This window comes from Companilactobacillus kimchii DSM 13961 = JCM 10707, from assembly GCF_001435445.1.
GTDB lineage: Bacteria > Bacillota > Bacilli > Lactobacillales > Lactobacillaceae > Companilactobacillus > Companilactobacillus kimchii.
On the sequence record NZ_AZDH01000027.1, the window covers coordinates 215,733 to 240,602 of the forward strand.

At 34.5% G+C, this 24,870-nt stretch carries 23 protein-coding genes; 6 read left to right on the forward strand and 17 right to left on the reverse strand.

Annotation, left to right across the window (positions count from 1 at the left end; all coding sequences use genetic code 11):
* Positions 1-10: 10 nt before the first annotated feature.
* The 5 genes from polA to FC97_RS12580 form a co-directional block, all read right to left on the reverse strand.
* Positions 11-2,668 carry a DNA polymerase I gene (gene polA, locus FC97_RS12560; RefSeq protein WP_054642009.1) on the reverse strand — a complete coding sequence of 886 codons (2,658 nt, stop codon included), beginning with the start codon at positions 2,666-2,668 and terminating at the stop codon, positions 11-13.
* Between the two features lie 114 nt (positions 2,669-2,782).
* A complete protein-coding gene (locus FC97_RS12565) occupies positions 2,783-4,183 on the reverse strand; it encodes an MFS transporter (protein ID WP_225868650.1) in 1,401 nt (466 codons plus the stop codon).
* Between the two features lie 69 nt (positions 4,184-4,252).
* Positions 4,253-5,584, reverse strand: a complete 1,332-nt coding sequence (gene murC / locus FC97_RS12570) for a UDP-N-acetylmuramate--L-alanine ligase (RefSeq protein WP_054642011.1) — start codon at positions 5,582-5,584, stop codon at positions 4,253-4,255.
* A gap of 8 nt (positions 5,585-5,592) precedes the next feature.
* Positions 5,593-6,228, reverse strand: coding sequence for a YtpR family tRNA-binding protein (gene ytpR, locus FC97_RS12575; RefSeq protein WP_054642012.1), 636 nt, complete (start codon positions 6,226-6,228; stop codon positions 5,593-5,595).
* A 22-nt stretch (positions 6,229-6,250) separates the two neighbouring features.
* Positions 6,251-6,577 (reverse strand): thioredoxin family protein, encoded by a 327-nt coding sequence (locus tag FC97_RS12580; protein WP_054642013.1) that lies wholly within the window; start codon positions 6,575-6,577, stop codon positions 6,251-6,253.
* Between the two features lie 127 nt (positions 6,578-6,704).
* Here FC97_RS12580 and FC97_RS12585 point away from each other — a divergent pair, with 127 nt between their 5' ends.
* Positions 6,705-7,019 (forward strand): hypothetical protein, encoded by a 315-nt coding sequence (locus tag FC97_RS12585; protein WP_025084476.1) that lies wholly within the window; start codon positions 6,705-6,707, stop codon positions 7,017-7,019.
* A gap of 10 nt (positions 7,020-7,029) precedes the next feature.
* Here FC97_RS12585 and trmB read toward each other — a convergent pair whose 3' ends face one another.
* Genes trmB through FC97_RS12600 form a run of 3 tightly spaced genes read right to left on the reverse strand, consistent with a single transcriptional unit; the run spans position 7,030 to position 9,645 of the window.
* Positions 7,030-7,677, reverse strand: a complete 648-nt coding sequence (gene trmB, locus FC97_RS12590; protein WP_054642014.1) for a tRNA (guanosine(46)-N7)-methyltransferase TrmB — start codon at positions 7,675-7,677, stop codon at positions 7,030-7,032.
* 16 nt (positions 7,678-7,693) lie between these two features.
* Positions 7,694-8,911 (reverse strand): ABC transporter permease, encoded by a 1,218-nt coding sequence (locus FC97_RS12595; protein WP_056968338.1) that lies wholly within the window; start codon positions 8,909-8,911, stop codon positions 7,694-7,696.
* Positions 8,911-9,645: an ABC transporter ATP-binding protein gene (locus FC97_RS12600; protein ID WP_054642017.1), complete on the reverse strand. Its 735-nt coding sequence runs from the start codon at positions 9,643-9,645 to the stop codon at positions 8,911-8,913. Before FC97_RS12600 ends, FC97_RS12595 begins: the two co-directional genes overlap by 1 nt.
* Positions 9,646-9,734: 89 nt before the next feature.
* On the opposite strand from FC97_RS12600, the gene FC97_RS12605 reads away from it, so the two are divergent.
* The 4 genes from FC97_RS12605 (at position 9,735) to yqeK (ending at position 12,129) form a co-directional block, all read left to right on the forward strand.
* A complete protein-coding gene (locus FC97_RS12605) occupies positions 9,735-10,163 on the forward strand; it encodes an HIT family protein (RefSeq protein ID WP_054642018.1) in 429 nt (142 codons plus the stop codon).
* Position 10,164: 1 nt separating this feature from the next.
* Positions 10,165-10,458, forward strand: a complete 294-nt coding sequence (locus FC97_RS12610) for a hypothetical protein (RefSeq protein ID WP_054642019.1) — start codon at positions 10,165-10,167, stop codon at positions 10,456-10,458.
* 111 nt (positions 10,459-10,569) lie between these two features.
* Positions 10,570-11,478, forward strand: coding sequence for a peptidylprolyl isomerase PrsA (locus FC97_RS12615; RefSeq protein ID WP_054642020.1), 909 nt, complete (start codon positions 10,570-10,572; stop codon positions 11,476-11,478).
* 90 nt (positions 11,479-11,568) lie between these two features.
* Positions 11,569-12,129 carry a bis(5'-nucleosyl)-tetraphosphatase (symmetrical) YqeK gene (gene yqeK, locus FC97_RS12620; RefSeq protein WP_158163546.1) on the forward strand — a complete coding sequence of 187 codons (561 nt, stop codon included), beginning with the start codon at positions 11,569-11,571 and terminating at the stop codon, positions 12,127-12,129.
* A gap of 67 nt (positions 12,130-12,196) precedes the next feature.
* On the opposite strand, the gene FC97_RS12625 is transcribed toward yqeK, so the two are convergent.
* From FC97_RS12625 to FC97_RS12645, 5 genes are read right to left on the reverse strand one after another with little or no spacing between them, the layout of a single operon-like run.
* Positions 12,197-13,135, reverse strand: a complete 939-nt coding sequence (locus FC97_RS12625) for a 3'-5' exoribonuclease YhaM family protein (RefSeq protein WP_173585299.1) — start codon at positions 13,133-13,135, stop codon at positions 12,197-12,199.
* Complete coding sequence (locus tag FC97_RS12630; protein ID WP_054642021.1) at positions 13,135-15,564, reverse strand: AAA family ATPase; 2,430 nt, start codon at positions 15,562-15,564, stop codon at positions 13,135-13,137. The genes FC97_RS12625 and FC97_RS12630 overlap by 1 nt, the downstream gene beginning before the upstream one ends.
* Before the next feature lie 2 nt (positions 15,565-15,566).
* Positions 15,567-16,730, reverse strand: a complete 1,164-nt coding sequence (locus FC97_RS12635; protein ID WP_054642022.1) for a metallophosphoesterase family protein — start codon at positions 16,728-16,730, stop codon at positions 15,567-15,569.
* Positions 16,731-16,790: 60 nt separating this feature from the next.
* Positions 16,791-17,132 carry a YlbF family regulator gene (locus FC97_RS12640; protein WP_054642023.1) on the reverse strand — a complete coding sequence of 114 codons (342 nt, stop codon included), beginning with the start codon at positions 17,130-17,132 and terminating at the stop codon, positions 16,791-16,793.
* A gap of 9 nt (positions 17,133-17,141) precedes the next feature.
* The gene (locus FC97_RS12645) at positions 17,142-19,214 is read right to left on the reverse strand and encodes a PBP1A family penicillin-binding protein (protein ID WP_054642024.1); all 2,073 of its coding nucleotides are present in this window, start codon (positions 19,212-19,214) and stop codon (positions 17,142-17,144) included.
* A 90-nt stretch (positions 19,215-19,304) separates the two neighbouring features.
* Here FC97_RS12645 and FC97_RS12650 point away from each other — a divergent pair, with 90 nt between their 5' ends.
* A complete protein-coding gene (locus tag FC97_RS12650; protein WP_082397456.1) occupies positions 19,305-20,219 on the forward strand; it encodes an RluA family pseudouridine synthase in 915 nt (304 codons plus the stop codon).
* Positions 20,220-20,280: 61 nt separating this feature from the next.
* On the opposite strand, the gene FC97_RS12655 is transcribed toward FC97_RS12650, so the two are convergent.
* The 4 genes from FC97_RS12655 to FC97_RS12665 all read right to left on the reverse strand — a co-directional run bounded on the left by FC97_RS12655 (position 20,281) and on the right by FC97_RS12665 (position 24,869).
* Positions 20,281-21,201, reverse strand: coding sequence for a prenyltransferase (locus tag FC97_RS12655; RefSeq protein ID WP_054642025.1), 921 nt, complete (start codon positions 21,199-21,201; stop codon positions 20,281-20,283).
* Positions 21,202-21,213: 12 nt separating this feature from the next.
* Positions 21,214-22,905 (reverse strand): arginine--tRNA ligase, encoded by a 1,692-nt coding sequence (gene argS, locus FC97_RS12660; protein ID WP_054642026.1) that lies wholly within the window; start codon positions 22,903-22,905, stop codon positions 21,214-21,216.
* Positions 22,906-23,657: 752 nt separating this feature from the next.
* Positions 23,658-23,783 (reverse strand): hypothetical protein, encoded by a 126-nt coding sequence (locus FC97_RS13800; protein ID WP_256970479.1) that lies wholly within the window; start codon positions 23,781-23,783, stop codon positions 23,658-23,660.
* A 60-nt stretch (positions 23,784-23,843) separates the two neighbouring features.
* Entirely contained in the window at positions 23,844-24,869 is a 1,026-nt protein-coding gene (locus FC97_RS12665; RefSeq protein WP_054642027.1) for a GH25 family lysozyme, read from the reverse strand.
* Position 24,870 lies beyond the last annotated feature (1 nt).

The following is a 24,870-nucleotide window of genomic DNA, read 5'->3' on the forward strand; positions in this document are numbered from 1 at the left end:
TCACCTACTATTATTTAGCTTCGTACCAAGTTTTTCCATGAGCCGTTTCAACTTTCAAAGGTACATCAAGTTTAACCGCTGAATCCATGACACTTGGAACTAGTTTTTCTAAGGTTGCAATTTCTGAAGCCGGAACTTCAAAAATCATTTCATCATGTACTTGTAAAAGTAAATTAGCCTGTAAATTTTCTTTATTTAACATCTTTTGCATATTTATCATTGCAACTTTGATAATATCGGCAGCACTACCTTGAATTGGCGTATTCATAGCTGTTCTTTGTGCAAAATTTCTAACGTTGAAGTTCTTTGAATGAATATCTGGAAGATAACGACGACGATGCATAATCGTTTCAACATAGCCATTTTCACGAGCATATTTAACAATATCATCCATATACTTCTTAACTCCAGGATATTGTTCAAAATAAGATTCGATGAAGGCAGCGGCCTGTTTACGGCTAATACCAATATTCTGCGACAAACCGTAATCACTAATTCCATAAACAATACCAAAATTGGTAGCTTTAGCTTGGCGACGCATATTAGGTGTCACTTCATCAGTACTATTCAAACCAAAGATTCTCATTGCCGTATGAGCATGAATATCGTAATCTTCGTTGAAGGCTTCTTGCATATGTTCATCCCCAGAAATATGGGCTAACACACGCAATTCAACTTGTGAATAATCAGCTGAAAAGATCTCCCAATCCTTATGTTGTGGCACGAAGGCTTTTCTAATTTGCTTTCCTTCGTCGATACGAATAGGAATATTTTGCAAATTAGGTTCAATTGATGATAATCGACCTGTTTGAGTTAACGTTTGTAGATAAATGGTATGAATTTTATTATCCGGTTGAACAAATTTTTGTAATCCAACCACGTACGTTGACTGAATCTTAGAAATTTGACGATAATCTAATACTTTTTGCACTACTGGTGACTTATCTTTTAATTTCTCCAAAACATCAACTGAAGTAGAATAACCCGTCTTAGTCTTCTTAATTACCGGCAATTTCAAATCCTCAAATAGGACAACACCTAATTGTTTTGGAGAGTTGATATTAAATTCTTTGCCAGCTTCTTCATAAATTGTTTTCTCAATTTCAGCTAAACGTGTAGCAAAACTATTTTCCATTTCCTTTAATTTGGAGACTTCAACTGTGATTCCCTTAATTTCCATCTCAGCCAAAACAATTGATAATGGCAATTCAATCTCGTCATAAAGACTATCCTGATCATTGTCTTTCAGTTCTTTCAACATTTGATCTTTCAGGTTATCAATAACTTGAGCCTTTTGAGCTAAGAAGTTCAATAAGAGTTTCTCATCTTCAGGAACAGCTTTTTTAACACCCTTGCCGTAAAATTCTTCTTCCGTTGGCAAATTAACATTGTAATTCTTAGCCACTAAACCAATATCTTGTTTGTTATCATTTGAGTCCAATAAGTAAGATACCAACAGCATGTCAAAACTTATTCCAGCTAAATCACAACCGTAACGATGCAATAAAGCAATTGTGCGCTTATTGTCAAATAAATACTTTTCTTTTGTTTTGTCGGACAACCAATTCTTCAAAGATTCGTTCTCTAAAATGGCAAAGTCAGTTGTTCCATAGAAGTCCTTACCATCAGAAATCAAAATACCAATAATTGGTGCCGTATGATAATTTTCACCAAAACCTTCAACAATCAGCGTATGAGCTTTAGAATCACTAACAATTGTTTCAATAGCCTTATCATCCAAAGTTTTCACAGCTATATCAGCTAGGTCTTCAGCAGTAGTCTCTTGAGGTACATCCATTCGGTTTAAGAATGTTTTGAAATTCATCTTTTGATAAAATTGCATCAATTGTTCTTCATCATCACCATGATATTCCAAATCCCCCAATTTAATTTCTACTGGAGCATCCAAATCAATCGTGGCTAATTTCTTACTCAAGAAAGCTTTATCTTTATCATTGATCAAATGTTCTTTTAACTTACTCTTCTTCATTTCATCAACGTGATCGTAAATACCTTCAACACTGCCATATTCATTGATCAACTTGATTGCAGTCTTTTCACCAACCTTTTCAACACCAGGATAGTGATCAGAGTTATCCCCCATCAAGCCTTTCATATCAATAATTTGGTTAGGTGTAATACCCAATTTTTCTTGAACATGTTCAGGTGTATAACTTTCAGTTTCAGTCACACCCTTCACATTAACTTTTACAGTCACCTTATCAGTGGCTAATTGTGTCAAATCACGGTCACCAGTAATAATAGTGACATCCATACCGTCCTTTTCAGCTTTATGCGACATTGTTCCAATAATGTCATCAGCCTCATAGTCTGGCAATTCATAAGTTTTAATACCACGATAATTAAGCATCTCTTGAATTAACGGTAATTGTTCCATCAATTCTTGGGGTGTTTTAGCACGCGTACCTTTGTATTCATCAAACATTTCGGTTCTAAAAGTAGTTTTTCCTGCATCAAACGCTACTAGCGCATGTGTTGGTTTTTCATCTTTTAGAATAATTTCCAACATATTGTTGAAAGCATACAAAGCATTAGTATGTATTCCCTCACCGTTGACAAATTTATCTAAAACATTATGCATTGCGAAGAAGGCTCTAAATGAAACACTATTTCCATCTATTAAAAGTAACTTTTTATTTTTTGACATATATTCTCCAATAAAACTGAAATTAACTATCTCTATTTTAACAAATACCAACCTGTTGTAACAGTTTCCGAACAACTAAAAAAGCCCAGATTACAATCCAATCAAGGCCCTTACTTAGTTATTCTTCTTTTCATATCTAAAATAGACATAAATCACTGATATCAGTACCAATAATGATAAAACAGTTAAAACAATAAAGTCAATTTTTGTTCCTAAAATTGTATTATAAACTGTATTTTTTGTACCGCTAGTTAGAGCAGCTGCAGAAATTACAACTGATAAAACATTGGTTCCTAGTGAACCGGCATATTGTTGCATCATACTGAATAATGAATTTTGATCCGACTTCTTAGAACCTTGAACCTGCATACTACCATCAGATAACGAAGTCCCAAAACCAAAGTTAAATCCAATTCTTAAAATAATATAAATTAAAGTAATACTGGTTAAAGTTAAACTCTCACTTTTGAACCAGAACAGTGCTGAACCAATTGTTATCAAACTGCCACTGAACAAAAGTGGTATCGAAGCACCTTTCTTATCATACAAATGACCCGCAAATGGACCAACAACTGCCCCTAAAAGAGAGCCTGGCAACAACATTAAGCCAGCTTGGGCTGAATCTAATTTCAAAACCGTTTGTGCAAAAATAGGTAACACAAATGACAAACCAATATTAATGAATTGCAAACTGAAATAACTGAATAATCTGAGTCTTAAAACTGGTAATTTCAAAATCGAAAAATCAATTAGCTGCCGACTGCTTCGACGATTATACCAACTAAAAATTCCGATAACAGCAATTGAAGCTATCAGCCATCCTATAAAGTTTAGAGATGTCCAACCGTGTACTCCGACCTGATCAAAAGTAAATAAAATCATTGAAAAGATGATGGCTAAACCAATAACACTACCATAATCAAATGAAATCCCCTTAGTTCCAGGAGCCTTCCCTTGTATTGAAAAATAGCCTATCAAAAATAAGATAATAATTAATGGGATTACGCCAACAAAAATTTCTCGCCAAGTCCAAATACGATTAATAATTCCACCATACGTTGGGCCTAAAGCTGGAGCCAAAGAAATAACTACTCCAGCTAGACCAGTATAGAGGCCCAATTTTGACTGTGGTACTTCTAAGAAAATCAAATTGAACATCAGTGGTGTCGACAATCCTGTTGCTATTGCCTGCAAAAGACGTCCTGCCATCAGGATCGGAAAATTAGGCGCTACCATACAAATAATCGAACCTATTAAACAAAGAGCTGCCGCAAATACAAAAATTCTTCGTGGATTAAATTTTTTCAAAATATAAGCTGTCGTACTCATTACCACGGTCGTCAACAACAAATATCCTGTTGTTAACCACTGAACGGTTCCCAAACTGACACCCAAAACTTTGGTCAATGTGGGGAAAGTAACATTCATCGAAGTTTCAATTAAAATTCCTGTAAACGATAATAAGCCAACCGCGAAAATTGATAATTTAACTCTTGTAGAAACAACATCTTTCACGTTTTTACCTCTTCTCATAAAAAAAGACCATGACAATATGCTCTGTCATAGCCTTCGTTAATTTAAATATTATTGTTGATTAGGATTTAAAGTACTCAATAGTTGTTCATAAGCTGTTTCATACTTTTGAACATCTCCAGCACCCATGAATATCATAACTGTATTATGGTATTCCAATAATGGAGACATGTTATCAAGCGTTAGAACTTTACCACCCTTATGAATCTTGTCACCAAGATCCTTACTTGTAATATCACCATGGGCTTCACGAATGGAACCAAAGATGTTAGTCAAGTAAACTTCATCAGCCATATCTAATGACTTAGCAAAGTCATCCATCAAAGCTAATGTTCTTGTATAAGTATGTGGTTGGAAGACAGCAATGATCTTCTTATCAGGATACTTTTGTCTAGCAGCATCAATTGTAGCCTTAATTTCCTGTGGATGGTGAGCATAGTCATCAATGATAACCTGGTCAGCCACTTTCTTTTCACTAAAGCGTCTCTTAACACCACTAAATGTTTGTAGTTCACGATTGATCAAGGCATGATCAAGTTTTTCCATATGACCTACACCAATAACGGCCAATGAATTCAAGACATTGTGTTCACCAAACAATGGAACTTGGAAGTTACCAATATTCTCACCATCAATAGAAACATCAAATGATGATCCTTTAACAGTACGTTGAATATTTGTAGCACGAATGTAATCTGATTCATCTAATCCGTAAGTATAGATTGGTGTATCAGATTTGATTGACTTAGCATGTTTATCTTCACCCCAGATGAAGATACCCTTCTTAGTCTTTCTAGCTTCTGATTCAAAGGCATCAACAACATCATTGATTCCACCAAAGAAGTAATCAGGATGATCAAAATCAATATTTGTGATGATTAAGTAATCTGGTGAATATGCCAAGAAATGACGACGATATTCATCGGCTTCAAAGACGAAGAACTTAGCATCCTTGATACCTTTACCAGTACCATCACCGATCAAGTATGAAGTCTTAGCAATACCACTTAAAGTATGTGCCAAAAGACCAGTTGTACTTGTCTTACCATGTGATCCAGCTATACCAATTGAAGTATAGTCAGAAACTAATGTGCCAACTAATTCAGGATATGTAATTACTTTTAAGTGCATATCATTGGCCTTTTTAATTTCTACTTGATCATTACTAAAAGCGTTTCCTTTAACAATCGTTAAGCCTTCGTGAATATTCTTTTCATCAAAAGGCAAAATCTTAATTCCAGCTTGTTCAAGACCACGTTGTGTAAATGTATATTTATCAATATCTGATCCTTGAACTTCGTATCCTAAATCTTTTAAGATAAGTGCCAAAGCACTCATTCCTGTTCCTTTAATTCCAACAAAATGATAAACTGTCTTTTCCATAATAGCTCCTAATTGAACAATTTCTTTGCTTCTTCAAAATCAAATGCTTGACCTGCTGTACCTTGATCAAGTACTAGAATACCACGTTTTTGTGGTGCATTTGGAATACCCAATTCTCTAGCTGAGCAAATCATTCCAAAGCTATCTACTCCACGCAATTCACCGGGCCAAATTTCTTTTCCGGTAGGCATAACTGCACCTGGCAATGCAACTACGACTAATTGTCCTTGATCTACATTTGGTGCACCACAAACGATTTGAACAGGCTTATCCAAGCCCACATCAGTTTGTGTAATATGCAAATGATCTGAGTCAGGATGAGCTTTCATTTCGTCAACATGTCCGATTACGAACTTAGGACTCTTATCTGCTACTAACTTATCAGAAAAACCTGCTTGAGCAAGTGCGTCGTTTAGAACGTTAACTTGGTTATCATCTAGGAATACTTGACCGGAGTCACTTTGAATTCCTAATTTTTCTCCGAGGCCAAAGAAATTAAAACCAATGGCTTCATCGTTTTCTTCATTAAAAATACGTACAACATTATCTTTTTGGGCAGTTGCTTGAGTGATACCAGCATCATTAGCTAGCTCAACAATAAGAACATCCCCTAAAACATCTGGATTATAAAAGCTTAATAGCAAGTTTTTCCCCTCACTTGATTAATTATTTGTTAATTACACTGTTAATAAAGGTCTCAACTTCTTCTTTAGTTTTGCGATCTTTATTTACTAGTCTACCAATTTCTTTGCCATTTTCAATAACAACAAAGCTAGGAATACCCATAATTCCTAATTCTTGAGCAACTTCCATGTTATTATCACGGTTAAAGCTGATCCAAGTAAAGTCTGAGTATTCTTCTTCTAATTCTGGAAGCTTTGGTTCAATAAATTTACAGTCTGGGCACCAGTCGGCATGGAAAAATAGAACGTATTTTCCTTCTTTAGTAGCTTCGTGCCAGTCTTTTACGTTATAGTCTTCAATTGTTTTCATAGTTAATTCACCTCTGTCAATAAGATACTTTTTATTTATTAAACGGTCAATTAAATGTTCTTGAGTATTCGAATGATATATAATAGTGGTAATATATCATTAAATCGAAATCAAGGAGTGATTTTTTATGAGTAAAAAAGGTATCGGTTCATTAATCGTTGCTGGTTCTGTACTTGTAGCTGGAACGGCTGCTACAGTTTTAGTAAAACACCATCTAGATAGCGAGAAAATAATTGATAAAGTTAAGTCCGTCTTGGGCGAAGATAGCAAAGTAATCGGTTCATGGGTAGAACCACTTTACCAACGTGTTGACGTAAATGGTCATTCTACATGGGGAATCGTTGGTGGCGTTACAACCATGGATGAATTTGACGTTGCTCAATATCACTTCATTGCTGACGCCATTACCGGTGAGTTGCTTAACATTAAAAAGGTACAATAATAATCGATAATTAATTTTTAAATTGGGCTTTCAGGTAATTAATCCTGAAGCCTTTTTTTGAAAACTTTTTTTCATACTCAGTTTCGATATTTTTAGCATTTAGAACTTCATCATTATGTAGATCTAATGAAAGTTCATCAAATTTCATGCCGAAATTATTCATACTAACCAATGAATATTCGAACAATCCTTGATTATCGGTTTTGAATTGTAGGTAACCATCATCTTTCAAAATATATTGATATTGTTTTAAGAAGGACTTATAAGTTAAGCGGCGTTTTTCATGACGTGTCTTGGGCCACGGATCAGAGAAGTTTAAATAAACGCCATCAACTTCACTTTCAGCAAACAAGTCTGATAAATCGGCACCATTAGCTAATAACAATTGCAAGTTGGGTAATTTTAACTCAACTTGTTTTTTTAGTACCAAGGCAATGGCGCCCTCTTGCACCTCCATTGCAATATAATTATTTTGTGGGTTTTGTTGAGCCAATTCAGTAATGAATTTACCCTTCCCAGAGCCAACTTCAATGAACAAAGGTTGTTTCTTTTCGAAACGGTCTTGCCACTTACCGGGCATATTTTCTGGTTGTACAGCAATTAGGTCAAGGTTGTCATTGATCATATCCTTGGCCCAAGGTTTGTTTCTTAATCGCATAAATCAAAATTCTCCATTAGTTTAAATATTTTTTCAGTTGTCTTGGCATATAGAAGTAATTTACAAACACTAATACCAAAGCTCCAGCAACAATAATTATAAGTCCATTCATACTCAATCCAAACTTATAAATAATTGCCAATGCACTGACGATCCATTGAATGCTTAAAATTATTGTACTTAATTTTGTAAAAGAAGCAATCTTATCTTTACTACTTACGGGATATAAACGTTGCATTAAATTTTGCATAACTTCTTTGAAGTATGGTTTCAGCTGGAATCCAACTAAATAAATGAATAACATTTCAACAATCAAAGAAATATAAAAATTATCGATCAAGCAAAGCATAATTGCTTGAATAATTGTCAAGCGCAAGAAAAGACCGATATATTCATTATTTCTAACAAAACCACGTGCAAATAGATACAAATAAGTATTAGAACCCTTTGGCTTGATAAAATTAAAGAGTCCATCTAACCACTTACGACGCTTAATTTTACTGTTAACTCCAGGTACATCTGTAAATAAGTTGTAAAAACGTTTGATACGAAACATTCGTTGATTCTCAGTTTCAATTGCATATTTCCACTGTAATTGTCCACTAGTTTCCAAAGGTTTTACACGCATATTCAAGAACAAGTAATAAATTACCCCGACAATCACCATAATAGCGCTTAGGAAATACGTTGAAATAATCAAAGAAATAACTAAAAGAATATTGGAAACCAAATGCATATTCAAACTACCAAAATGATCTTGACCATACAATGCCATTAAATTGACATTCAAAGATCCCAGTTTGAAAACAATTAGACCAATAGCAATCAAAACAATATCAATAATTTTCATTCCTGCTGCTCTTGAGGCAAAAGCCGACAATAAAAAGTTAACCAAAGCCAAAGTTACAATTGGAATAAAAACACTGTAATTTTTAGCAGCCTTGAAATACTTATAAAATTCTTTTTCTTTAACTAGTAGAAAAGTACTGTCTGGTTCTTCCAATAAGGTAGCTATTCCACCCACTTGTGTTGCCAAAAATAATAATAGGATAACGATTGGTTTGCCTATTATTAGTTGATGATGAATTGTTCCCAAAAGATTAGAATACCAAAATCCTAACGCACCTATCAAGACAATAAATGCAAGGACAAAATTATCATTAAAGATAAGTCTTAAATATTTAAATTGATCGAGTTGATGTCTTCTCAATCTCTCTTGCCATAAATTTGTCATTAGAGATCCTCATGTGACATCTTGATATAGATATCATCAAGATTACTATCCTGTTGCATATTGAATTTAGCTTTAAGCTGATCTAAAGTCCCATCAGCTCTAACTTGACCATGGTTGATCAAAACAAATTTATCCGCATGATTTTGAACAGTCGCTAGGATGTGAGTTGACATCAATACAGAACATCCTGCTTTTTTCTTAGCTTCAACAATATTCAAAAGATCATTAACCGCCAATGGATCCAGACCAGTGAATGGTTCATCAATAATGAATAAACTGGCATCAGTCATAAAGGCACAGACGATCATAACTTTTTGTTTCATACCTTTAGAAAAGTTTTGTGGGAACCAATCCAGCTTGTTATCTAAACGAAAAGTTTTTAACAATTCAGTTGCATTAACCCAAGTTTTATCATGATCTAAACCATAAGCCATAATTGTTAAATCAATATGTTCTCTCAAAGTCAATTCAGGATATAAAATTGGCATTTCGGGAACATAAGCAATTTTCTTCCGATATTTTTCAACATCGTCATGTAGACTAATACCATCGATTAAAATCTGCCCTCCTCGTGGAGTTAACAAACCAATAATATGTTTGATTGTCGTTGATTTACCAGCACCATTTAAACCAATTAAACCAACAACCTGACCACTTTCAACATTAAAGGTCTCTTTTTTTAAAACTGATACTTGACCGTATCCTCCGGTCAGTTCTTTTACTTCTAAAGTCATGGATTAAACCACCTATTATCTGTTTTTAATAATGTTAATATGATAGCATTGTAGTAAATATATTGCTGTTTTTGAAAGGAGTTTTTTACATGGATGATTGTGTTTTTTGCAAAATTATTAACGGAGATATTCCTAGTACTAAAATCTACGAAGATGATGATGTACTAGCATTCTTCGATATTTCTCAAGTTACACCGGGTCACACCCTTGTAGTGCCTAAGAAACATGTCAAAGATATCTTTGCTTATGATGAAGATCTAGCTGAACGTGTTTTCAAGAAGGTTCCTATGATTGCACGTGCTATCAAAGCATCAAATCCTAAAATTATTGGTATGAATATCTGCCAAAACAACGGTGAGATTGCTTACCAAAGCGTCATGCACTCACATATCCATTTAGTTCCCCGTTATTCTAAAGATGATGCTTTCTCAATGCACTGGGGCGACAACACTGGTCTCGCTAGTGCTGAAGAATTACAAACTCGTGCTGACAAGATCAAGGAAAACTTGGAGGGTTAAAATGAAATTTTTTACTGGATTCGTAGTTGGTACTATTTCCGGAATTGCACTTCATCTTGTCCAATCAAAAGATGCGCTATCTAGTGTCAATGATACCAAGATATTTCAGAATATAAAAGATTTTAAGGATATATTAACCGATTTACAGAAAAATACTGCAGTAGTTCCAGAAGTGGTTTCGGGTATTCAAGAAGACTTATCTAATTACTCAGAAAGTATCAAGCCAGATGTAGAAGAACTTCAAGAATCTATCGCTGAAATGAAATCAAACCTTGATGAGTTAAACAAAGGTTGAAGTTAATTATGAAGTTTTTGTGATTTTTTCATAAAATGATAAACTATTAACGAGTTTTTATGGTAGTCTTTTCAACTGTAGATATATTTATTTAATTAAGGATGTGTAAAGATGAATAAACGATTAACTAAATGGATCTTGGCGCTTGCTGGTCTATTTATGATAACTGTAGTTGCTGCTGGATGTTCAAGTAACAAGACTGTTGCTACACTTAAGGGTGGAAGAATTACCCAAGAAGAATACTACAAGGAAATGAAGAGTTCTTCCCAAGGTAAACAAACACTTCAAACAATGATTATCACAAAGGCCCTTGAAGACCAATATGGTAAGAGTGTTTCAACAAAACAAGTTGACAAGGAATACAACAAGTACAAGAGTCAATACGGTTCTTCATTTAGTTCAATTCTTCAACAAAACGGTATGACAACTGCCCAATTTAAGAAGAATATTCGTACAAATCTTCTTACAAAGGTTGCTTTGAAGAAGAACAAGAAAGTTACAAACAAAGACCTTCAAAAAGAATGGAAGAACTACCAACCTAAGATCACTGTTGCTCACATCTTAGTAGCTAAGAAATCAACTGCTGAAGAAGTTATTACTAAACTTCAAGACGGTGGCGACTTCACTAAGCTTGCTAAGGAATACTCAACAGATTCTGCTACAAAGAACAAGGGTGGTAAGTTAGCAGCCTTTGATAACGATACAACAAGTATTGATTCAGACTTTAAGACAGCTGCATACAAGCTAAACAAAGTCGGCGATTACACAACAACACCTGTTAAGACAAGTTATGGTTACAGTGTTATCAAACTTCTTAAGAAACCTGCTAAGGGTAACATGAAGGATCACGAAGCTGAACTTAAATCTAAGATCTATGCTTCATGGTTACAAGATTCAACTACAATGCAAAAAGTTATTTCTAAAGTATTGAAGAATGCTGATGTTTCTATCAAGGATAGCGATTTGAAAGACGTTCTTTCAGGTTACGTATCATCATCTTCAACATCAAGTAAAAAATAATTGATTAAAAAGAACTCTGGATGTAAAGTCCAAAGTTCTTTTTTTTTGAGGGAAAATACGGATTACATTGAATACATTAATAACTTTAAATTGAAGACTAATCAAAGTTTTATAGATAACATTAAACGCTTCTACCAAGAAACTGAAACCATCTCTACCTTTCATCACGGCCAGATGGTCGCTAAAGAAGCTGTCAGCCTTTCTAAAAAACATTCTGAACAGCTTTACCAGGCAGGACTTCTGCACGATATCAGCGCTTTTATCCCCAAAAACAAACATTTGTCAGTTTCTGAAAAATTACATATTCCTGTTTTAAAAGAAGAACGTCAAGTTCCTCTTCTATTGCATCAAAAACTCTCGGCTTACATTGCTCGAGAATGCTTTCAAATTAAAGATCCTCTGATCTTAAATGCTATCGAATGTCACACTACTTTGAAAAAAGATTTTACGAATTTTGATTTGATTATTTTCCTAGCCGATAAAATTGCTTGGGATCAATCTGGGACTCCACCTTATTTGAAAGATTTAAACAGTGCTTTAAAGGATTCACCACAAAAAGCAGCGTTAGTATATATTGATTATTTATTATCACACAATCCATTGATAATACATCCCTGGTTATCAGCGGCTCAAAAACAATTAATTGTATAAAAAAGGCAGCGTCTATTAGATTTAGTCATGAAATTATGACCTATTCAATAGACACTGCCTTTTATTGTTAACTATGTTTATAAAATGAACGATTATCTAATCCAAAAATTCTTTCAGAGAACTTACCTTCTTCGGTTTTATCCAAAGCCTTAGTAATCATATTGATAGAAGCATCCATCATATCAATATTATGTAAAACTTCAGCTTCTAATATCTTAGGACGTTCTGGTGAACCATACTCAAGCAAGCCATGATGTGACAAAATCATATGTCTTAAAAGAATCATATCTTCACTTTCAAGACTAATATCAAGGTCCGTAGCTGCCTTGACTATTTCTTCATCAACAATAGTAATATGGCCCAACATGTTACCTTCAAAGGTATATTCAATATCCAAGCTGCCTGTTAACTCAATAATCTTGCCAAAATCATGTAGGCAAGCTCCAGCTATTAATAAGGCTCGGTTAATTTGTGGATAAAGATCAGAAATCTTCTCTGCCATTCGCACCATACTCAAGGTATGAAAAGCTAAACCACCTTGGAAATCATGGTGGTTACTCTTGGCAGCGGCACTAGTAAAGAACTGATCATGATATTTTTTAAATAAATATCTAACAATTCTATTCCAGGCACCATTAGTAATTTGTAAAAAGACATCCTCAAATTCATTTTCCATATCGGCGCGTTTCATAGGTGCCGTTTGAACGAATTGTGACATATCCACAGTATCAGCATCCAGAAGGCCTAGACGAGTAATGTTAACTTGAGGTTTTCCTTGATACAAATCACGACGACCTTCCAATTGAACAATGGCACCAATATGGTACTTCTTAGCATCATCTTCACTAGCATCCCAATACTTACCAGGAATTTGTCCTGACTTATCTTCAAAAACCAATGACAGGAAATTCTTACCATTCTTTGCCAATCTAAAATCAGACCGTTTAATAATAACTTCCAGACTCATTGTTTCTCCATTGTTAAAATCAATAATATGTTTACTCACTAGGCTTCCCCCTTCAATTTTAAGATATGATCCTGTGGCAACGAACTAGGTTCATTGGCAGTTACATAAATAACTTGATTATCTTTAGCAATTCTCTGAATCAATTCAAAGACATTCTCTGTTCTTGAGATATCAAAATCAACAAACGCATCATCAATCAAAATTGGCAATTTAATTAGATCGGCTATCTCTGTAACAAAGGCCAAACGTAAAGAAATATACAATTGAACTGTTGTTGCCTGTGATAATTCGTGAACATCAAAGCGATTTTTAGATTGGCTAAAAACTGCAATATCATTATCGTGAAAATCTATCTTTACATAATTATTATTCGTCAATAAAGCAAAATACTGTGTGGCCTTCTGCATCATCTTAGGATAACGATTTTCAGTAGCAATGTTTAACATTTCTCGAATCCACTTACTTGCTAAAGTTTTAGACAACCATTCATCATAATATTCAATGATATCAATTTTGTTCTGAGCCAACTGGTCAACTACCCTTTGATATTGGGTATTATCTAAGACTTGTTGCATCTGTTCCTTTAATGAACCAATTTGACGACTTAATTCATTATTCTTATCCGTTAAAGCTTCTTTTCTCGTTACTACTTGTTGTAAATCTTCAATCAATTCATCATGATTGGAATATTGTTGCAATCGTTTTAAATCATCACCTAAAAAGGCTTTGTCTTGTTTAATCTGATTAATAACTTTTTGATTCTTAATCTGAGCTGTATGCATTTGAACAAAACGTTCTACACTCACTAATTGATACTTATCAACGATTTGCGATATTTCCGCATTAATTTCCTGCAAACGTTGATTTCGATTATCAGTAATTTCTTGAGTTTCTGACTGACTCTGTTCATTCAAGTCAGCTCGTGCCTTGATTTGATCTAATCTTGTAAAGTATTTTTCAATCTGTTCGTTATAATTATCTTTCTTATATGACTTATCTAAGATATTTAACTCCAACAGAATGTCATGCCATTTATTCAAGTCGACTTCAATTGCTTTAATACCATCACTCAAACTATTTTGAGTTGAGCGATAATTGGCCAACTGAATTACTGTACTTTGAATATTAACAATATTTTCTCGATTTAGAGACTGATAACCCTTTTGCTTGAGAAAATCATAATTAGCTAAATTTTGATTGGATTTAAGATTACGACTTTGATAAAAGTACCAGCCACCACAGCCAATTGCTACGATAGCAAAAATAACTTTTAACGGATTACCCGTTACCACAGCCAAAATTGCAGCAATACCACAAATCAATAGTGGCAAACTGTTGGTCTTCACACGTTGTTGCGGGTTAATTTGATCAAGTTCTTCACTTGATAATGGTCGCATATCTTCTGATAATTGCGGATTATTTTGGAATAGCTGATCAACTTGCGTATCAACTTTCAACAACTTAGATTTCATATCATCTCGATGAAACTGCAGGTTCTGAAGTTCAAACTTCTGATTGCGAATATAATCCATACGCCTCTGATTAGCTCTATAATTAACCAACATTTGTTTTTCAACATTATTCAATTGAGTCACACGATTTGTCGTTGTCGTCTCTTGTAATGTACTTAACTCTTGGTTGTCAGTTAAGAACTTTTCCCAGTCTTCATTACTAATCTGAGCGTTGTTACCAACTGGCTGTTTATTTTTCTCTAATTCTTCAAAGCGTTCCCACTTCTTATCTAAATTACGTAAAATATTTTCCTGTTCACTAACCTGTTTCAAAAATTCAGCATTATTATCAAATTCAATTTGAGTCTGTTTAGCTTGATTTTTGACTTTTTGATAAGCAACTTGTTGATTCTCAAACTCGGACTTCTGCTCGATTAAGTCATCACGCTCTTTGAGCTTAGCAATCAAAGGTTGTTTTTGTCCACGACGTTTATAGATATTCTCCGCTGAAGTCGTCATTTGATCAGCCGTCGCCAACCATTCCTTACTTCCTACAGCACCAACGGACATGATCTCTGTTTCTAACTGATTCTCATCTAATCCATAAATAGAAAAAATATTTTTATCGTCAAAAACATGTGTATGTTCAAAATCATCTTTGGTAAAGCTACCAATAATTTCTTTTAACAAAGATTCGGGGACTTGTTGCTCATCATGAAAAAGAGTCAGTTCGCCATCGCCCTTGCCATCAACTCTACGAATAGTCCAGCTACTATTATCGTCAGCTTTGAATACTAACTCACCACCATATTGACTACTCGTCTTGGGCTTATATTGTAAGTATTTGTTATCTCCTCTAGCTGATGCAAAGCCAAAGAGAACACTTTTAATAAAATTCAAGAGGGTCGTTTTACCGGCTTCGTTGGAACCAAAAATAACTTGATAATCTTGTTGAAAGTCAAATTCTTGGTCGACCCATTTACCAAAACCATATATTTTTGCTTTAACTAGTTTCACGATTACTCTCCAGTATATTTTTGATTAATTGTATTTTTAGTCAGTCTAATAATATGTTTTAAAAAATCCGGCTGATTAATATGCTCTCGAATAACATCTGAACTGTAAAGTCTACTATCTAAATCCTTGATATCATCCAAGTTAATAGACTTTTGTTCTGCATCATCCCAATATTTTTGGTCAATCGCGGCCAATTGAGGATTACTATTATATTTCAAATAAATTTTATAAAGTATGCCTGGTGTGTTCAGATTCTGTAATTGTTGTCTTAATTCATTACGATTAATTGTCTTAACAACATCATCATCCAAGTTCTGTGCGTTTTCAATTGTTAAAGTCAATAATACATTAGACTTATTCAAAAGTTGTTGTATCTTTTGGATCAATGAATCCACTGTATCATCTTCCGTAACACTTAAATCAGATTTTTCCCACGTATAAATGCCACTCTGAACAAATTCTAATTGTGTAGCACCATTCTCAACTGAAACAAGATAAAAGCCTTTAGGAGTTGTTTCATTTTGATTACGACCTTGAATATCACCTGGATAAACGATCATCGGTTTTTCATTCAAAATCTGACGTTTATGAATATGACCTAGAGCCCAGTAATCATATCCTTTTTTTAATAGATCATTGATTTTAAAGGGAGCATAATTATCATCACCGACACCTGCATGCAAGATACCAATTTGATAATCTACGCCTTCACGTTCGGGATAATCTTGAACGAGGTTTTTACTAATATGCTGTTGATAATAACTGAATCCAGCGACACCAACTCTTTGACCGTCTTTAGTAGTCAAAGTCGTTTCTGCAGGTTCTTGACCAAAAATTGTCACATTATCAGGAAATTCAATAACTGAAAAATTACTACGATAATAATCATGATTACCGTAAACCATTAAGACCTCAATACCGGCCTGCTTCAATTTTTCAAATTCAGACTTTAAAAACATCTGTGCTTTTAAAGAACTGTCTGTATCGTCAAAAATATCTCCCGCTAGAATAACAAAATCGACTTCTTGTTCTAAGGCAACTCGAAAAAGCCTTCGAGCTGCTTCATAAGTTGAAGCCTTTAATTTAGCTTGTAATTCCTTTGAAAAATCACTTATACCTACAAATGGCGTGTCTAAATGCAAATCAGCTGCATGCAAAAACTTCATTCTAAAACTCCCCCGTAAAAGAAAAGGACTTGAGCAAAATACCTAAGCCCTAAGTCCTTATTATTTATCTTGATAAATTTCGGCGATTGGTTTTGAAATGATTTTGTTCAATTCATCCATCATCGAATTCATCTTTTGCTCTTTTTCCATTAAATTTTGAATTTCACTGTAGTTTGAAAGTTGATCTGTTAATTCACGCATTGAGTTGACATCGTCATCCGTGATTTCTTGGCCTTGCATTTGCTTTTGTTGGAGTTCAAATTGTTTGTTTTGAACCTTATCAAAAAGTTTGTATGCTAGGTCATTAGCCTTAACAGCTTCAAAAGCAAGCTTTAATTTGGAAACTTCTGTTGTCTTTCTTAAATCTTGTTCAAGTTGATTGGCACTATCATAAATGTTCATACAGTCCTCCTATTGACCAAAAAAATTCTTAATATTATTATACCATTCCGTAGCTTTATTTTTAACGTTGTTTACGCCATCTTCAATAGATTTTGTAATATCTTTGTTTCCAGAATCATCTTTATTGGCTTGGGCCAGGTTGGCAGCATCCTTTACTCCAAAATCAGTACCCTTAGTTTCTGGTAAAATATTTTCCATCTCATCTTTGAAAAGATAAGCTAGACCATTTTCACTTGTACCAGGTATGAAATGATTTTGATCCGTCTTATCAAAACCGATCCAACTAGCAACAACTACATCGGGAGTATAGCCGATCATCCATTGATCCTTTGTACCGTCGTAGCCCCATGAACGTGGAACTTCGGTACTACCAGTCTTACCAGCTATTTGATAACCTGAAGGCTTAGCCGCTTTACCGGTTCCCTCATTGTAAACGCCAAGCATCATACTTGTCATCTCTTTAGCAGTATTCTTACTAATGATCTGTTTAGTAGAATTATTGGTATTATTGACAATCACAGTTCCAGTCGAATCTACAATTTTAGTAATAAAGTGCGTATTAGCTAACTTACCTTCATTGGCAAAAGCAGTATAGGCACGAGCCATTTGCATTGGTGAAACACCATTCTCTAAGCCACCTAAAGCTAAAGCCAAATTCTGATCATTCTTATGAATCTTAATTCCAAAGTTCTCAACGGAACTAACACCTTTTTTCACACCAATCTTATCCAATAAAGCTACTGCGGGAACATTCTCACTTTGGATCAAAGCTTTATACATTGGAATTGATTTTTGATATAAACCATCAGCATTAGTTGGCGTATATTTATTTTTACCAAAACTAGTGATCTCATCAGGTAACTCTGAATCATAACTATAGCCATTCTCAATTGCCGGCGTATAAACGGCTAATGGTTTAATAGTAGAACCCGGTTGTTGTTGCATCTGTGTCGCACGATTATAGCCTCTAAAGGTATGATCGCCACGCCCACCAATAACAGCCAAAACACCACCGGTTTTAGGATCTAAGGCAATTGAAGCCCCCTGAATCTTAGTACCATCACTAGCATTAGCTGGGAAGAGATAACTATTACTGAAAGAATCCTGCATATTTGTTTGCATCTTTTGATCCAAAGTCGTGTAAATCTTATAGCCCTTATTTAAGATATCGTCTTCTTTAAGACCATATTTATTCACAGCTTCAGATATAACGGCATCAAAGAAATATGGATATTTATAAGAACTACTTTCTGCATAATTATCATTTAAATAAATTGGTGTATTCTTGTAATATGTAGCTTGTGATGAAGTCAATTTCTTATTTTCAACCATTAAATCCAAAACTAAATTACGTCTAGCTTTTGAATTAGACATACTATCAATTGGGTTATAGTTATTAGGAGCTTTTAAAATACCTGCCAAAACAGCACCTTCAGCCGGATTCAATTCGGAGGCATTCTTACCAAAATACTTTTCAGAAGCATCTTGAACTCCCCAAACTCCATTACCAAAATAAGCGTTGTTCAAATACATCGTCAAAATTTCTTTTTTAGAATAGACATGATTAATTTCGATTGATAAGAATAATTCTTCACCCTTACGAGACAACGTCTGTTTCTGTGTTAAAAGTGAATTCTTTGCCAATTGTTGTGTTAAAGTACTACCACCACCGCTAATGCCATGATGTATCAAATAGCCTAGCGCAGCACGTGCGTAACCTTTAATACTAAAACCTGGATTAGTCCAAAAAGTACGATCTTCAGTAGAAGTTACCGCATTCTGGATATTTTTAGAAATTTTATCGTAACTAACATATGTTCCTTTATTCGCATATAATTCCCCTGCATCATCACCATCTTTATCCAAGACTGTCGTTTTAGTTTGTAATGACGACTGCAAGTTCTGTACATTTGAAGTCTTAGCTTTATAAGTCCAAAAACTACTTAAAACCAGTATTGCTGTTAAAATCAATAAGATAATCCAACGAGTAATTTGGAATCTTTTCCAATACTTTTTAATAAAAGACCAAGCAACTAGTAATTTCGGTTTGAGCCAATCCCAAAACCTATTTTCATTATTCATTGTTTAAATACCTCTGTATAAGAACAAATTTTATCACATTATCGACATATTTTTTAATTTACTCATCATTATTTAAGGAGAGCCCTTTCAATGTATCAAAAGAAAATCACCTATCATTCAAAAAATTATGAAAAATTAACCTTAAGGCAACTTCTTAAAAAATGGTTAATTCCTAAAAAGTGGCAACATTTATTCCGCATACAACACGATGTGCTGATTAATGATATTTACCAGCCCTTTAATACCATTGTCAGGGATAACGACGTGATCACTTTAAATTTTAATTTTGAACCCAGAACCGAACAGCACTATTTGCCCGGTCACGATTCAATAGACGTTGCTTATGAGGATGATGATATTATTGTCGTTAACAAGCAAGCTGGCAAAAAAACACACCCTAATCTCAAAACTGAAGATGATTCCCTAATGAATGATGTAGAAAATTACTTGCAAAATGCTCATCCCTATATGGTTCATCGCATTGATATGGAAACTTCTGGCTTAGTTTTAATTGCTAAAACGCCCTATTTAGTACCAATTTTGAATCGTCAGTTAAGTAGCAAAACACTGCATCGTCAGTATCTAGCTGTTGTTAAATTAAATCTTCCAATTTCTGATTCTGGCACGATTGATTTACCCATTGGACAAGATCCCACGGATGTTCGCAAACGTATGGTAACTGAAAATGGATTAAATGCCATCACCGAATATGAAGTGATCAAAAAGAATAATGATTTTGCACTACTCAAATTAAATTTACAAACTGGTCGCACTCATCAGTTACGGGTCCACTTATCACATATGGGTTGGCCTATTGTCAATGATCCCCTCTACAACTCAGATCCTAAACATGGTAAACTATTATTGTTTGCTGATAAATTAACCTTTGAAGAACCTTTCACAGGCAATTCAAAAATAATTAAGGCAAAATTATCGAAAGATATGTATAATTTAATATGTGCTTATTTTAAGCAACCAAAAAGCTCATCTAATCCCGACAATTAGATGAGCTCTCTTTTTGTCCAAAAAAGTTTAGGAGTGAAATAACTTTCTTGGTTGGACTGTACTAAAGGATGGACATAATCATTTTTATAATCGCCCCGACAGCAATTAATAAAATATATCCCACCACCAGCTTAGTAACAGCTTTAATTACTAAAGGATATGTCTTTGTCTTTATCTGTTCTTTTAGATAAGGACGTAGATCATCCCATATATTTGGATAAAGCAGTACGAGTAACAGTGTAATGTAAGGTACTACTTTGAGAATTGCCAAAATGGGAATTAGCAGGAAGGCTAAAGCCCAACTAGCTTTGAACAAACTCAAGGCATTGGTTCTACCAATTTTATAGACCAATGTGTGACGACCATTTTTTATATCTGCTTCTAGATCAGAAGTTCCATTACTAAGCTCTGCACAGAAAAATGCGAAAGTATTTGGCAAACTTACCAAAATAACAGAAATGGCTGTACTAGAATCAAACTTACCAGTTCCAGCTAACCCTAAGTAAGAGTATGTCACTGGAATCAGTTGGGTAATGGCAATAGCTACCACTGCTTCTCCGAACATTGTGGAGTTAAGTGGCTTGGGACCTGCTGAATATAATAGGCCAATTCCGATACCGACAATACCGAGAGCTAAAGTTATCCAGCCTGTCTTATAAATTAAGAATGCCCCAATCAATAATGGAAAAATGGCCAAACCGTACATCCATTTTTTAACTATTGCCAATGATTCACGATTAATTCCAATCGTACTAATTTTGCTACGATATTCTTCGCTAGTTGAATTACGATAATCCATATAATTATTATGAAAATTAATAAATAAATGAATAAAGAAAACAGCTATGAAACCTAGAATGCCGTATACGAAATTGTAAGTTCCATAATTTAGATAGGCAAAGACTATTGCTAATATCAACCACGCTATATCTAGTGTGGTCGTTTTTATCTCTGATAGTTCGCTAAAGAGTTTTCTATCCAAAATCAATTCACCCTACATTTCTTCCGGAGCCTTAACACCAAGAAGTGCTAATGACATTTGTAATACTGTTGAAACTGATTTAACTAAAGCTAATCTTGCTTTCAATCCTTCATCATCAGCCAAAATTCTACTGTGTGCATAGTATTGGTTGAAACTCTTAGCAAGCTTCAAAACATACTTAGCAACAACTGAAGGTTCGTATTCCTTAGCAGCACGTTTTACTACTTCTGGGAAGTCTTGAAGCATCTTAATAGTGTCCCAAGCCTGATCATCAGCAATAGCCAAATCTTTTGCATCAGAGTAATCAACATTAGCTTTTCTCAAAATACTTAAAGCACGAGCGTTTGTATATTGAACATAAGGACCAGTTTCACCTTCAAAACGAACAACTTCTTCCAAATTGAAATCAAAACTATCACGACGATCATTCTTCAAATCATGGAAAACAACCGCACCAACACCAACAGCTTCAGCTACAGCATCTTTATTTTTCAAGTCTGGATTCTTTTCTTCGATTTGTTTCTTAGCAAGATCAACTGCATCGTTTAGGACGTTATCTAGCAAGATAACGTTACCTTTACGTGTTGAAAGCTTTTTACCGCCAGTTGTAATCAAACCAAATGGAATATAAACAATATCATCAGCCCAGTCATAACCCATCTTCTTAAGTACGATCTTAAGCTTTGTAAAGTGCTCTGCTTGTTCACTACCAACAACATAAAGTGACTTAACAAAGTCAAAAGTATCTTTACGGTACTTAGCAGCAGCCAAATCACGAGTAATGTAAAGTGTGGCACCATCAGTCTTCTTAATTAAAGCTGGTGACAAATCATATTGTGACAAATCAACAATTTCAGCACCACGACTTTCTTCAAGTAAACCTTTTTCTTCAAGAGTATCAACGATAGCATCCATCTTATCATTATAGAAAGATTCACCTGTGAAATGATCAAATTGAACATCTAAACGATTATAGATTGTTTGGAATTCTTTCAATGATAATTCCTTGAACCATGACCAAAGAGCAAGAGCTTCCTTATCACCGTCTTCCATCTTCTTAAACCAAGCACGAGCTTCGTCATCAAGTTCAGGCTTCTCTTCAGCCTCTTTATGGAAGCGAACGTAATACTTCAATAAATTATTGATAGGATCAGCTTCAACTTCTTCAACTGAACCCCACATCTTATAACCAACAATCAATTTACCAAATTGTGTGCCCCAGTCACCTAAGTGATTGATTTTAACGGGATTATAGTTCAATTTAGCAATAATCTTAGCAATTGAATTACCAATTACAGTTGAACGTAAATGACCCATTGACATAGGTTTAGCAATGTTAGGTGATGACATATCGATCGGTACGTTACGTCCCTTACCTTCATCAGCGTTACCATAATTTTCTTTATTATTTAAAATTTCATTTAAAACAGAATTTGAGAAAGCTTTCTTATCTAAGAAGAAATTAATATAAGCTCCAGTATTAACAACTTTCTCAAAACCAGTTGTTTCAATCTTACCTACTAAATCCTCAGCAATCATATTTGGTGCTTTATGTAGGGATTTAGCCAAAATAAATGTTGGAAAAGCATAGTCACCAAGATCTGATGTTTTAGGTTTCTCAATTAATTTTGTAACTTGTTCCTCTGTAATTTCGTCAGGTAAAACCTTGACTAAAGCGTCAACTACTTGTTTTTTAAAATCCATATTTTCCTCCTATTAGATAAAAAAAACGCCTCTTCCAATAATATATCCTTATTGAAAGAGACGAGATTTCCCGCGGTACCACTCTAATTGATTAATATCCACTCATTAATTAATATATTCAGTTTACATTTAAATAAGAAAGGATGCGACTTAGTCATTGAAATAGTCAACTCACACCAAAATTTGACCTCGCTTGAAAACAATTAACTAATTAGTCCCTCTTTTGCAAAAATATGATAGCACATAAAATTATCAATAACAATAATTATTGCGAATAATATCACATCATTTGATACAAAAAAACGTTGATCAAAAAGGACCAACACTCCAAAACTTGTATAAAGCGAACTACGAGAACTGTACCCGTAGTAACATCAAACATTATAATACCAGTGTTTTCAGAGCTTTTCAAGCACTAATTTTAAGTCGTGACACACTCATGACACACAAAGTGGGAGTATAAGTCTAATCGCCAGTCTTAATTGACTAGCGATTTTTTGATACAAAAAATGACCGCGCTCAAAAAACAACGGTCATAAATTATGGCACAGAATTGAAATAGTCTCCAATTAGGACTAGGGATAGATTTAGGCCTCTATCTAGCAATATAGCGTACCGTCAACTGTGTGTAGCAAGAAAGGAGGATGGATACTTGCTACAATGTCATATTAACAGTCATATAGAATTTTTTCTATTTTTTTAATCTTCACAAAAAAATACCCATCACCTAAATTAATAGATGATGGGTTCTTTTATTTATTTTGAAGTTTGTTCACGGCTTCTAAAATTGTCTTACCGTTTGCTGAAACACTTGAATTGTCTTTATCTGAAACGGTAAACAATTGTGAAACCATGTCTAATTGAACACGATATTTCATATGTTTACCTCCTTGAAATATAATGTTTGCTATACTACTACGATTAATCTAAATGTCAAACTATTCAAATTTTGAGCCAGAAGTATATTCGAACGGAATAAATTGATCAGTAGCAATTTTTGCCATTGGAATGCCATTAATGATTCGAACACCATCAGTTTTAAAGGCTTTTCCAGTGCTGACAGACGCATTATGCACACGCTTTCCGTTCTTGTCAAAGACAGGTGCCGGTGAATCGTCTGTATATTTAACGATGATTAAATCTTTAAAAGCGGTCTTAGAGATTGGCACGAAAATATCGGTAGCAATTTGGTAATGTGGTTCATTATTGATCATAACAATATCTGAACTCTTCCAAGTTGATCCCGCCTCATACGTTTCAGGCCGTTCAATACCCAAACGATCAACTGGATGTGTTTGCTCCGTTAGCTTGATAATATTTTCTACTTTAGGCTTTTCGGGTTCAACTTTAGCTTGTGTAACTGCTTCAGTTTTAGCTGGTTGCTTATCAAAGATTCCCCAGTCATAACTCATATCTTGAGAGCCACCTCCCCAACTTGATGTGTACTGCCAGCCAATAATGTTTCCCCTAGTACCACAATCACTTGATCCATAATTGGCTACCCAAGTGGGATGTTTATTGGCATTTAAGATACCTTCGTTGAACCAGCTTGCCATACTATACTGGAACACATTTGTATAGCTTTGCGTTTTAAGGCAATTAATGAAAGCATCAACATAGCTTGCTACTGCCGACGTATTCAATGATGAATCTTCGACATCAACACATAATGGTGTATCTTTTCCAAAGCCCAAATTAACAACTGATTGTTCAAAGAATTTTGCTTCATTAATCGCATCTGCAACGCTTGTTGCTAAGAAATAATGATAGAAACCAACATTCATTCCAGCTGCTAAAGAGTTTCTTGCTTGGTTGGTTGATTTAGGATTGATGTAGTTATCTCCATCATGACTACCTTGAGTAGTTTTAATCAAAATACCAGATACGCCAGCATTAACTAAACCTTGAAAGAAGCCTAAATTATCGGGTTGAAAGCTGGACACGTCCGCAAAATATTTAGTCATA